The 12816-nt window shown below is 48.9% G+C and carries 12 protein-coding genes; all 12 read left to right on the forward strand.

From position 1 onward, the window contains the following. Positions 1-62 precede the first annotated feature (62 nt). A complete protein-coding gene (nikB, locus tag HP399_RS04470) occupies positions 63-998 on the forward strand; it encodes a nickel ABC transporter permease (protein ID WP_173616863.1) in 936 nt (311 codons plus the stop codon). 1 nt (position 999) lies between these two features. After that, positions 1000-1854 carry an ABC transporter permease gene (locus HP399_RS04475; RefSeq protein ID WP_173616862.1) on the forward strand — a complete coding sequence of 285 codons (855 nt, stop codon included), beginning with the start codon at positions 1000-1002 and terminating at the stop codon, positions 1852-1854. A 37-nt stretch (positions 1855-1891) separates the two neighbouring features. Further along, complete coding sequence (locus HP399_RS04480) at positions 1892-2881, forward strand: ABC transporter ATP-binding protein (protein WP_173616861.1); 990 nt, start codon at positions 1892-1894, stop codon at positions 2879-2881. Then, on the forward strand, positions 2878-3840 hold the full coding sequence (locus tag HP399_RS04485; protein WP_173617009.1) for an ABC transporter ATP-binding protein: 963 nt from the start codon (positions 2878-2880) through the stop codon (positions 3838-3840). Before HP399_RS04480 ends, HP399_RS04485 begins: the two co-directional genes overlap by 4 nt. Positions 3841-3861: 21 nt before the next feature. Then, positions 3862-4968, forward strand: coding sequence for an aminopeptidase (locus HP399_RS04490; protein ID WP_173616860.1), 1107 nt, complete (start codon positions 3862-3864; stop codon positions 4966-4968). A gap of 17 nt (positions 4969-4985) precedes the next feature. Beyond that, complete coding sequence (locus tag HP399_RS04495) at positions 4986-5990, forward strand: dipeptidase (RefSeq protein ID WP_173616859.1); 1005 nt, start codon at positions 4986-4988, stop codon at positions 5988-5990. A gap of 20 nt (positions 5991-6010) precedes the next feature. After that, entirely contained in the window at positions 6011-7324 is a 1314-nt protein-coding gene (locus HP399_RS04500; RefSeq protein WP_173616858.1) for a helix-turn-helix domain-containing protein, read from the forward strand. A gap of 159 nt (positions 7325-7483) precedes the next feature. After that, on the forward strand, positions 7484-9124 hold the full coding sequence (locus HP399_RS04505; RefSeq protein WP_173616857.1) for an ABC transporter substrate-binding protein: 1641 nt from the start codon (positions 7484-7486) through the stop codon (positions 9122-9124). 36 nt (positions 9125-9160) lie between these two features. Then, positions 9161-10627 (forward strand): serine hydrolase domain-containing protein, encoded by a 1467-nt coding sequence (locus HP399_RS04510; RefSeq protein WP_173616856.1) that lies wholly within the window; start codon positions 9161-9163, stop codon positions 10625-10627. Next, positions 10624-11754 (forward strand): mandelate racemase/muconate lactonizing enzyme family protein, encoded by a 1131-nt coding sequence (locus tag HP399_RS04515; protein ID WP_173616855.1) that lies wholly within the window; start codon positions 10624-10626, stop codon positions 11752-11754. Before HP399_RS04510 ends, HP399_RS04515 begins: the two co-directional genes overlap by 4 nt. A gap of 12 nt (positions 11755-11766) precedes the next feature. Continuing rightward, positions 11767-12231 (forward strand): GNAT family N-acetyltransferase, encoded by a 465-nt coding sequence (locus HP399_RS04520; RefSeq protein WP_173616854.1) that lies wholly within the window; start codon positions 11767-11769, stop codon positions 12229-12231. Positions 12232-12454: 223 nt separating this feature from the next. Next, positions 12455-12814, forward strand: coding sequence for a GIY-YIG nuclease family protein (locus HP399_RS04525; protein ID WP_173616853.1), 360 nt, complete (start codon positions 12455-12457; stop codon positions 12812-12814). The last annotated feature ends 2 nt before the right edge of the window (positions 12815-12816 follow it).

The raw sequence follows: 12816 nt of genomic DNA on the forward strand, positions 1-12816 counted from the left end.
GTGCAGGAACGCAACAGGAAGAGGCTAGTTTATACCGTTTCTCACATCTGGGTGAAGACCTCATGAAGCAATATATAGTGAAGCGCCTATTGTCGGGCATCATTGTCCTGTTTGGACTCTCCGTTTTTACATTTCTTCTCATTCACCTCATCCCCGGTGACCCTGTGCGGATCATGCTGGGGCAGCGGGCGACTGTCGAACAAATCGAGTCGCTTCGCGGAGAACTGGGCTTGAACAAACCTTTGGTCGTCCAGTATCTCGACTATGCTTCTGGCGTTTTGAAAGGGGATCTCGGCACTTCCCTGAAAACGGGACGGCCTGTCAGCACAGAAATTGCTGATCGTTTTCCCGCGACAGCAAAAATGGCAGTAGGCAGCCTCGTGGTGGCAGTTGTGATCGGTATCGGGCTGGGTGTCCTAGCGGCGAAATACAAGGATACACCTATCGACGGAGCGATCATGACCTTTTCCACCTTTGGGATGTCCATACCCGGCTTTTGGTTAGGCTTGCTCGTTATCCTTGTGTTCTCCGTTCATTTGGGCTGGTTTCCGATTGCGGGAGGAACGGGGCTAAAAGACATGGTTCTTCCAGCGTTTACCTTGGGGACATTGATGGCGACCGCACTCAGCCGACTCACTCGTGCTGGCATGGTGGAGGTTTTGTCCAATGACTATATCCGAACAGCACGTGCGAAAGGGATGAATGAACGAATTGTGCTGCTGCGGCACGCTTTTCGCAATGTGATGATTCCGATTGTGGCTGTTATTGGCCTAGAACTGGCTGGCTTGCTGGGTGGGGCTGTGATTGTCGAGCAGGTTTTTGGCTGGCCGGGAGTGGGTACGTTGGCGATTCAAGCGATTAGCTCACGGGATTTTCCGATGATTCAAGGAACGACGTTGTTTATTGGAGCTGTGTATGTCCTCGTTGTCATTTTGATTGACGTTCTGTACGCGCTTCTCGATCCTCGCATTGACTACTCCGCGAAGGAGGGGGTGTAGCGTGTTCTGGAGCAAACAATGGTCCATGCCTCGTTTGGAATTATGGGAGAAGATCATGCAGCAAAAGAAAGCGAAATACAGTTTTCTGATGATGCTCTGCATCGTTTTGCTGGGAATCATCGGGCCGTGGATTGCTCCGCATGATCCTACGAAAACGTACTACGAAGCATTTATGCAAGGGCCGTCGAAAGACTTTTGGCTAGGGACAGATGCGATTGGCCGCGATATTTTTTCCCGGATGCTGTACGGAACAAGAGTGACACTGACCGTAGCTGTGCTGGCGTCTGTCATGACGTTTGTAGCAGGAACGCTGATTGGTGTGACATGTGCTTACCTCGGAGGAATTGTTGACAATCTGATCATGAGAATCATGGACATCATGCTGGCGTTGCCCGGTATTGTGCTTGCACTAGCAATCGTAGCTGTGCTCGGACCGAGTCAGGAAAATGCGATGATCGCGATAGGAATATCATCGATTCCGGCCTTTTCGATTCTGATTCGTGGTGCAGCACTCTCGATCAAGCAATCCGGCTATGTGGAAGCAAGCCGCTCCATCGGCAGCTCGAATTGGTGGATCATTACGCGCCAGTTCATTCCGAACATCTCCAACGTGCTGATCGTCTATACGACCATGTTTATTGGCAGTGCCATTTTGGGAACCTCGGCACTGGGCTTTATCGGTTTGGGTGCCCAGCCTCCTACACCGGAGTGGGGAACGATGCTAAACGAAGGGAAAAATTATTTGCGAGAAGCTTGGTGGCTTGCTACTTTTCCCGGTCTTGCGATTACGGCAGTCGTTTTTACGGTGTATCTGCTCGGAGATGCTTTGCGTGATATCTTTGATCCCAAATCATAGTTGACGAGCTTCCGTTCCCGAAAAAGGAGTGAGTAACGTGACGAACGTGTTGGAAGTGACAGGATTGACTACCACGTTTTCAAAAAATGAAAGGGCTTTCAAGGTGGTGGACAATCTTTGCTTACAGGTCAAAAGAGGTGAATCGGTCGGGATCGTTGGAGAATCAGGATGTGGAAAAAGCGTTGCCTCTCTATCCATGATGCGTTTGCTCAGTAAAAACGGAAGCATTGCAGGCCGTATTCAACTGAACGGAGCTGATCTTTTGCACTATAGCGAAAAAGAGATGCAGAAGATCAGAGGAAAAGAGATCGCAATGATTTTTCAGGAGCCGATGACTTCGCTGAATCCCGTACTGACCATCGGCAAGCAATTGAGCGAAGGACTAGAAAAGCATGAGGGCATGAACCGAGTCCAATCGAGAGAAAGAGTGCTCGAGCTGTTGACTCAGGTAGGCATTTCACGTGCCAATGAAATCTATCACGAATACCCGCATCGTCTGTCCGGGGGGATGCGACAGCGTGTGATGATCGCGATGGCGATTGCCTGTCATCCAAAGCTATTGATAGCGGACGAACCGACGACTGCACTAGACGTAACGATCCAGGCGCAAATATTGGATGTCATGAAAAAAATCCAAAGAGAGCTGGGCATGTCGCTCATCATGATCACACATGATTTGGGCGTCGTCGCCGAGACATGTGACCGGGTACTGGTGATGTATGCCGGGCAGGTCATTGAAGCGGCTGATGTTCGCACACTGCTTCGAAGCCCCAAGCATCCGTACACTATGGGCTTGATCAAATCTACGCCACATAATGCCAAAGGCCAGAAGAGATTGCACAGTATCGCGGGAAGTGTGCCGACCCCCGATAATTATCCGAAGGGATGCCGCTTTGCTCCGCGATGCGAGAAGGCGATGCCTGTCTGTTTGGAACAAAATCCCCCGTTGCTGGATGTGGATCAACAGTCGGAGTGCCGTTGTTGGCTGTATCAAGAGAACAGGGAAAGCACGGCGGTGAATGGATGAAGACACCTCTTTTGCAAGTGAAGAACCTGAATAAGAAGTTCCTTGTCCGCAAAGGGTGGTTCCAGCAGCCGGGTTACGTGCATGCCGTTCATGGAGTGAACGTGACTGTCAACGCAGGTGAAACGTTGGGAATCGTGGGGGAGTCAGGCTGTGGCAAGTCAACACTGGGCAGATGCATTTTGCGCTTGATCGAGCCGACAGACGGCGAGATCGTGTTCGAGGGTCAAAATATCCGCAGCTTACAGAAGGCAGACATGCAAAAGCTGCGGCGTGATATGCAAATGGTGTTTCAAAATCCATTTGATACCCTCAATCCAAAGCTGACGATCCAGCACATTTTGTCAGAGCCATTGATTGCCCATGGTATCCCAAAGCGCGAGCGAGCAGCCTTGATTGAAGAGACGATGGAGATCGTCGGTTTGAACAAAAGTCATTTGTCGCGATACGCGCATGAGTTTTCCGGAGGACAAAGGCAAAGAATTGGGATCGCTCGCGCCTTGATGCTCAGGCCAAAGCTCATCATAGCTGACGAGCCTGTGTCCGCTCTGGATGTATCGATCCAATCGCAAATTCTCAATTTGCTTCAGGATTTGCAGGAGCAGTTTTCGCTCACGTATCTTTTTATCTCGCATGATTTGAGTGTCGTCGAGCATATCGCCGATCGAGTAGCGGTGATGTACTTGGGAGAAGTGATTGAGCTGGCGAAAAAAGAAGAGCTGTTTCAACGTCCAATGCATCCCTACACACAGTCGCTTCTCTCCGCCATTCCCATCACTGATCCTGACGAGAAAAAAGAGCGGATCATTTTAACAGGGGATCTGCCGTCTCCATCCAATCCGCCGCAGGGCTGCAAGTTTCACCCGCGCTGTTGGGCGTGCATGGACGTGTGCAAGACAGAAACCCCTCCATTAACAGAATCAGATGGCAGACTGGTTGCGTGTCATCTCTATGAAAAATAAGGGAATAGGAGTGATAGATAGATGTTGGACCCACGTCTTACGAAGCTGGCGAATGTGCTGGTAAATTACTCTACAAATGTGCAGCCGGGAGATAACGTGCTGATCGATGCGATGGAGGTGGACGCCGCTCTGGTTAAGGAGCTCGTCAAAGCAGTTTCGCGAGCAGGCGGACATTCCTATGTGAACCTGCGTGAATCCTCGATTAGCCGTCAGTTATTTCTAGCGGGAACAGAGGAGCAATTCCGTTTAGGGGCAGAGATGGACAAAGAGCAAATGGAAAAAATGCAAGCGTGCATCATCATCGAAGGTGGGCTGAACATCAACGAAATGTCTGATGTCCCTGATGAGCAGATGAAGCTGGCTACGTCCTTTTTGAAAGAAGTAAGTCTCGTGCGTCTCAAAAAGAAATGGGTCTATCTCCGTTATCCGACGCCTTCCATGGCGCAGTTAGCGAATAAGAGTACAGAAGCGTTCGAACAGTTTTACTTCGATGTTTGCACAATGGACTATGCCAAAATGGCAAAAGCCATGCAGCCGCTCAAGGAGCTGATGGAGCGAACTGACCGCGTGAAAATCACGGGACCTGGCACAGAGCTGACCTTCTCGATCAAAGGCATTCCTGCGATTCCATGTCCGGGTCATTACAACATACCAGACGGTGAAGTATTTACGGCCCCTGTTCGTGATTCGGTGAACGGTGTCATCACATTTAACACGCCTTCGCCTTATCAAGGCTTTACCTTTGAGAAGGTACGGCTGGAGTTTGTGGACGGGAAGATCGTTAACGCCACAGCCAATGATACGGAGCGCTTGAACAACATTTTGGACACGGATGAAGGTGCCCGGTACATTGGAGAGTTTGCATTGGGGGTTCACCCGGTCATTCGGGAGCCCATGCAGGATATTTTATTCGATGAAAAAATCGACGGCAGCTTCCACTTTACCCCGGGACGATGCTATGACGAGGCATCCAACGGTAACAAGTCGAACATCCATTGGGACATGGTCATGATTCAACGCCCGGAGTACGGTGGCGGTGAGATTTGGTTCGATGACCACTTGATTCGCAGAGACGGACGTTTTCTTTTACCGGAGCTTGCACCACTTAACCCGGAAAACCTGAAATAACAGGGGGAGCATGAGGCATGACACACGTAATCGATGGGCATTTTGACCTTTTGCTGGATGTTGCTATTCAACGCGAGCATGGTAGGCGAAAAGTAATAGAATCGGATTACTTACCTGATTTCGTGGAGGGTGGGGTTCAGACGGTTGTCGCAGCGATTTATATCGACAACAAATTCCTGCCGGAGATGGGCTTGAGAAAAGCACTGCAACAAATCAGCGCGTTGCACGCAGAGGCCGATGAATCGCCTGAGAAAATCATGGTTTGCAAAAGCGTGAGTGACATCGAGACCGCGAAGCAAATGGGGAAAATTGGTTTTGTGCTCTCTCTGGAAGGCGCGGAGCCGTTATATAATGATCTGAGTATGCTCCGTGTTTTTTACGAGCTGGGCGTGCGCCTTATGGGACTTGTGTGGAGCAGGCGGAATTTCGTTGGAGACGGCAGTCATTTTAGTCCGGTACGAGAAGGGCGCAAGGGCGGGCTCACAGAGTTCGGCATCCGCGTCGTCGAAGAGGCAGAAGCAATGGGCATCATCATTGATGTCAGTCATCTGAATGACGAAGGCTTCTGGGATCTGATCGAGGTAGCACGAAAGCCCATCATCGCTTCCCATTCCAATTGCCGGACATTAGCGAGCTCCATGCGCAATCTGACGGATGAGCAAATCAGAGCGATCGCATTCACCAACGGCGTAATCGGCATCAATGGTGTCAATCTGTTCGTAGCGGACACAGACGATCAGGCTGATATCGAGCACATGATCAACCACGTCGATCACATCGTGAAGCTGGTTGGGGTTGAGCACGTCGGACTGGGTCTGGACATTATCGAGCCATTTATGAAATACGATTCTCCAGATATGCCTATCCAAGCAGGACGCAAAGAGTTTGATATCGTAAAAGGACATACCAAGGTTCCAGAGCTTGCACGTGCCCTTGCCAAAAGAGGGTACAAGGATGAAGCGATTGAGCGTATTTTGGGCAAAAACTTCATTCGCGTGTTTAAGGACGTGTGGAAATCATAGAGAGATGAGGGAGTGGAACATTGACCATTACGATAGCGGTAATCTCTTCGGAAGAATTTTTGCCAAGGATCTTGAAGCATACCCATTCCATCGATTGCATTCAACTGACTTCGTATACATACCAGAACCCAAAAGAGAGCGCTGCGTTGCTTGATCAAATCCATGACTGCGACGTGCTGCTATTTGCTGGCCCACTTCCTTATTTTTTTGCCAAGGAAAAGGTAGAGCAAAAGAAGCTGCCTGCGGTGTACATCCCGATCGATGAATATACCATTTCCCTCTCGTTGTTTCATACCTTGCTAAACGTACCAGGAGGACTGGACTGCATCTCGATAGATTTGCCAAAAGCGGAGTATATTGAGAAGGTTGCGGAAGAATTGGGCATTACTTCTACGCCTTGGTATGTAAAAGACTACAGTGAGATTATTGAAGAAGGCGGGACGAGATTTGACGTGGAGGAGATTATTCAATTCCACAAGGAGCACTGGGAACAGAAACAGAGCCATTTTGCATTGACTGGCGTTGACTACGTATACAGTCGATTGCGTGAGATGAACATTCCTTCTGCGTCGCTCGTCAGTCCCGATAAAACTATTCGCGATGCCGTCCATCAAGCCGTTGCTTATGGTCAATTGAAAATTAGCAAAAATTCGCAGATAGCTGTGGGAATTGCCGCGATCCAGCAAAATGATGGTCCGCCAGTAGAAACACAATGGCAGGATGCGACGATCATTTTGCTGCAAGAGCTGCTGGAGCTCGTCAAAGAGACGGACGCTTCCATTCAACAATTGGGACTGGATCAATTCATCATCTATGGCACGAGAGGCAGCATCGAGCAAATGATTGAATACGGGAAGATCATGCAAGTAGTGGGAAATGTCGATCTGCTTGCCAAAGTGACGGTTGCCATCGGGTTTGGTTTTGGCCTAACCGCGAAAGAAGCCGAAGCCAACGCGCGCATTGCGATTTATCATGCTCAGAAAACAAATGAAAGCAGTGCGTATTTGGTGACGGATGAAAAAGAAGTGATCGGTCCGTTGAATACCGAATCGAAGACGTTCCAATTAAAGAGCGAGAACAAGGAAGTGCTGGAAATCGCGGAGAAGACTGGCGCAAGTGTCGCTACCATCACGAAAATTATGCAGTATGTCAAGCTTCGCCGCGATAACCGCTTCACCGCTTCAGATTTAGCCGAGTACCTCCAGATCAGTCGCCGAAGCTCAGAAAGAACCTTGAAAAAACTGATCGAGCACCAGGTCGTAGAGGTCGTCGGAGAAGAACAGCCGTATCAGCAAGGACGCCCTCGGGCTGTGTATCGCCTTAATCATCCATGATTCTCCTCAGGTCACATCAACCTGTCCCGGTTTTTCCGTTTGCGAAGGTAATCCGGGACCCCCACATCCTCATCTAAGAAGCAACCCTATCTAATTAGCGACTATATACCGACGTAAGCAGACTTCGAATGGAAATGACTCGAAAATGGAGGTCGCGACATGCTATCAGAACGGTTAAAGGGCCAAATATGCAGCGTTTTACTCATGGGTGTACTCGTCTTTTCCATCGTTGGCTGTAGCTCTGCTCCCACTCCGGCTACAGATGGGAAGCAAGCAAATCAACCAGCAAAAAACTCCCAGCCCAAAAAGGGAGGGACGATCACCATGGGCTACCAAATGGAGCCTGATACGCTGGACCCGCAAAAGACGTCAATGCCAGCGGGGAATTTTATTGGGGGCATGTTGGGGGGAGCTTTGCTGATCCTCGATCCCGTTACGTTTGAGTTGAAACCGCATCTCGCTGAATCGTACACGATCTCGGACGACGGCAAGACCATGACGTTCAAGATACGTCCTGGTGTGAAGTTTCATGATGGAACACCGCTCACTGCGGAAGTTTTTAAACAAAGCTATGAACGCGCACTCGATCCAAAAACAGCCTCACCGGTTACAGGACCGGATGTATCTTCGATCAAATCCATTTCAGCTCCTGATGATTCCACATTGATCTTTCATTTGGATGAGCCCTCCGCTTCGTTACTTTCTAACTTATCATATAGCGGCTACCAGCAACCCATTTCCATAGAGGCACGAAACAAATACGGAAATGAGCTGGGACGCAATCCTGTCGGGGTAGGTCCGTGGAAATTCGAGAGCTGGAAAACAGGCGAATCGATCACACTGGTACGAAACGACGAGTATAAGTGGGTAGCTCCTTTTGCTCTGAATCAAGGACCTGTAAGACCTGACAAGTTCGTACTGAAATTTATTCAAGACGACCAGACCATGATGGCTGCTCTCGACAGTGGGACGATTGATATTGCCACTGTACCCCCGAAAGACGCGAAGAAGTACAAGGATCACAAAGATTTTACGGTGTTGGAAGGGATGCAGCCTACGGAGAACTTTATTGGGATGAATCTGGAAAATGAAATCCTGCAGGATGTCCGCGTGAGAAAGGCACTGAACCTGGCGATCAACAAAGATGCATTGATCATAGCGGATTTGCAAGGAGAGGGGGTGCCTGTCTACGGACCGATCCCGCCTACGATGATCGGATACGATGCGGCAGTAGAGCAATACGGCTACAAGTACAATACTGAGCAAGCCAGACAACTGCTGGATGAAGCAGGATGGAATCTGAACGCGCAAGGGATAAGGGAAAAGGATGGGAAAACGCTCAGTCTGAAGATGCTCATCGAAAATACAAATCCCGGGCATCAGCTGGTGCAAAGCATGTTCAAAGAGATTGGTGTCGAATTGCATATCCAAAAGTATGAATCGGCGACAGCTCATGAACAGGTACTGAAGGGCGAGTTCGATTTATTCTCAACGGGTCATGGCAGCGTCGATCCAGATATTTTGAACTTGTTACTGCATTCGAGTCAGATCGGGGGATTGAATTTCTTTCGCCTCAGTGATCAACAGCTCGATAACCTGCTAGATAAAGGACGAACAACAACAGATCAAGCGCAGCGCCAAAAGATTTTTGCAGATATTCAAAAAAGAATCGTGGAACAGGCCTATTGGATTCCACTCTATTCCGCAAAAACATTCGTGGTCGTCAGTAACCGGATTCAAGGCGTCAAGCCAAATCCATTAGCATCCTTGATTATTCAGGATATGTGGGTGAACGAGTAAGGCATGGCATGACAACATTCGAAAGAGGTGGAAGAAATGAGACAGCAAGGCTGGTCAGTAGAGTGGGAAGAGCTGGTTGAAAAAGAAATGAGGGAAGGTAGAGTTCCGGGCTTTGTCATGGGTGTGAATTTGAATGGGCAGAGCCTGCTTCGCAAAAGCTTTGGCTACCGGGATCGTGAAAAGGAACTCGAAATCACTCCTGATACCGTGATGGGTTTGGCCTCCGTTACGAAGTCCTTTACATGCATGGCGATCATGCAGCTACAGGAAGCGAAAAAGCTCTCTGTTCATGATCCAGTGATCAAATACCTCCCTGAGTTTCGTACCCCGGATCGTCAAAAAACAGAGCGGATGACGATCCACCATTTTATGACGCACACGACGGGCATACCGCCCCTGCCGATTGATCACCTGGCGATCCGCAACTCCATGCTCGAAGACATGGCTGAAGAGGATAACCCGATTCACCGTTACTTGAAAAAGGAGTACCAGAAACCGATCTATACGTTCGAAGAGCTGATGGAAGCTCTTGCCCTGGCGGAATATGAGTTGGTGGGCTCTCCAGGAGAATTGTTCAGCTATTCGAATGATTGCTATTCTCTCCTGGGAGCGGTCATAGCCAGAGTGAGTGGGAAGTCGTATGACGTGTATGTCAAAGAGCATATTTTGGAACCAGCAGACATGAAGAGCAGTACCTTTCTTCTGAGCGATCTGCCACACCTACCGGATGTCACCACCATCTATCATTTTAAAGAGAGCAATGGCGTATCCGAGATTTACCCTGATCCAAATTGGGAGGATGGGCTACTCGTAGCAGCTTCGGGGCATTTGAATTCAACAGTGCATGACATGTTAAACTACGCTGAAATATTCCGTACGGGCGGATGTGTGGGTAAGGAACGGATTTTATCCGAGGAGAGCGTCAAACAAATGATCTATCCGCATGTCGAGAATAGCTACAGCAGGTACTACGGCTATGGCTTATCCATTCAACCCGACTACTATGGAGGTACCTTGATCAAGCACGGTGGAGCGATCAAAGGTGTCGCGGCCCATTTAGCGATTGTTCCGGAGCGGGGGATTACCTCTATGGCTTTGGCCAATTTGACCGGAAGTCCTGTCGACAAAGCCACACTGACAGCACTCCATGCCGTAGAAGGACGTCCATTGAATACGCCACAGTATCAATTCGAGACATATAGCGTTCCTCTTTCCCAATTAGAAGAGTATGTCGGTCGATACGCTAGTGGGGAAGGAATGGATATCATCGTATATGTGGTAGAGGATGTCCTGATGATGATAGATAAGACGTTGGAAGCGTTTGGTGGAAAACAACTGAACTATCTATTGCGACCAATTGGAGAGCATCAATTTATCACCGAGAGAGAGGGAAGTGAGCTGACAGTTGGCTTTGTAAAAGGCGAAGACGGCTCTGTAAAAGCCATGTCGCTCTATTATCGAATCATTCCACGAGTAGCAGCTACGGAGGGGAGTCGCGTATGAAAATAACGTCTGTAAAGGTTCATGCCATAAGGTTGCCGCTAAAACGCCCATTTATTATCGCGTATGCCTCATATGAGGATATGCCGTCCATTATTGTAAAAGTGGAGACAGACAATGGCTTGGTCGGACTAGGCGAAGCGGTACCGGATCAAAATGTCACCGGAGAGACGTGGGAGTCTACTTATACGATGCTCGTTCATAACCTGGCGCCTATTGTGATCGGTGAGAATCCGTTTGATATCGAGAGAATCCATGAGAAGATGAACCAGGCTGTTTGGGGAGCCCCAGCAGCAAAAGCCGCCATCGATATCGCTTGCTATGATCTGATGGGCAAGGCGGCTGGTCAACCTGTTTATCATTTCTTGGGTGGAAAATATCACACGACTCTTTCCTTCCCATATGTGTTAAGTATTTTAGAGCCAGAGGTCATGGCAGCTGAAGCTAAGCAAGCAGTGGCAGCTGGGTATGACTCGATCAAAATAAAGGTGGGTGCTGATCTTCGGACAGATATCCAGCGAATCCGGGCTGTTCGGCAGGCAGTTGGCCCTGACGTAGGGCTGCGGGTGGACGCCAACCAAGGTTGGGAGAACCGTGCGAACTCCTTGCTAGTTATGAAACAGATCGAGGATTGTCACATTGATTGGATGGAGCAACCTGTCTTGGCAGATGATCTCGATGCTTTGGCGGATATTCGCAGGCAAACGACTACTCCAATTATGGTAGACGAGGGACTGCACGGGACGAAGGAAATGCGGGAAGTCATCGCGAAGAAAGCTGCAGATAAAGTAAACATCAAACTGATGAAAAGTGGAGGGATTTATCCTGCTCTCAAATTGGTGAATCAAGCGGAAATGGCCGGGATGGAGTGTCAGATCGGTTCGATGCTGGAGTCCTCGATTGGCAGTGCGGCTGGTGCACATTTGTCGCTTGCGAAAAAGAATATCATTTCCAACGAATTGGCAGGACCGACGATCATTTCGCGGGATGTAGCCGAGCTCATGATTCACGGAAGCCAAATTGTCGTGACAGATCAGCCAGGCCTAGGTGTAGAGCTAGACGAAGCGGTGCTTGCCGACATAACGGATAAGTCAGAGCAGGTCATCGGAGCGAAGCGGCAACCCGTATAGGGAGATGACTGAATGCAAAATACGCGCATAGAAATCGTAGAGACATTGACAGAAAGCCAGCTTCAGATGATCAAGGCAATGGAGCAGGAGGCTTTTGGCGTACATGGAGCGATTGATGAATGGGTGCTCGTACCACTCGCGAGGCATGGCTGCGTTGCACTTTTCATGGAAGCGGAGGAGGAGTATCCTGTCGGAGTATGCCAGCTTTTGAGGGATTTCCGTCAGCCGGACAAGTGCTACATGTATGGGTATTACATCCGAGCAGATCGTAAAGGGATGGGGTATGGGTTCTCTTTCTTGAACCGATTGCTGGAGCAGCTGCGTGAGGATGGGTTTCGTCAGATTTGCCTGACCGTAAGCCCTGATAATACTGGAGCAGTCGGACTCTATCAAAAAGCAGGCTTTGCGGTTATCGAGAGACGGATTGCGGAATATGGTAGTGGAAACGATCGCTATTATATGGTGAAAACGCTATAGAAGGGGAGTCGCTAACAAGCATAAGCGTAGACATTTCTCTCTATTGTTTGTTGGAGATTCATTGGCCTTGTACTCGTTGTAACCCGACCCAAATTAGCACCGGACATGTTCCGGTGTTTTTTTGTGCACTTGACAAAGATAAAACGATGGATCATTATGTTTATTAAATAACAAACAAAAAGATGTTTTGTTTATCTATTTCATGAAAAGTGAGGGAGAAACGATGAATCGAGAAGAACTGAAACAACTGTATAAAGAATCAGAAACGCAGGCAGGGGTGTATCAGATCAAAAACACTGAAAACCAAAAAGTCTGGATCAGCGCCACCCGCAACCTCAAGACGATGAACGGAAAGCTGTTTACTCTCAAAATGGGTTCGCATATAAACAAGCAGCTTCAACAGGAATGGAATGAGTACGGAGAAGAGGCATTCGTCTTTGAAGGGTTGGAGGTTTTGAAAAAGAAGGAAGACGGATTCTTTGATGAAAAAGATGCGCTGAAGAAACTGGAACAAAAATGGCTCGACCAGCTCCAGCCGTACGGAGAGCGCGGATACAACCAGGAAAAAAAGAAAGAGCAATAATC

This window comes from Brevibacillus sp. DP1.3A, assembly GCF_013284245.2.
Classification (GTDB): Bacteria; Bacillota; Bacilli; order Brevibacillales; family Brevibacillaceae; genus Brevibacillus.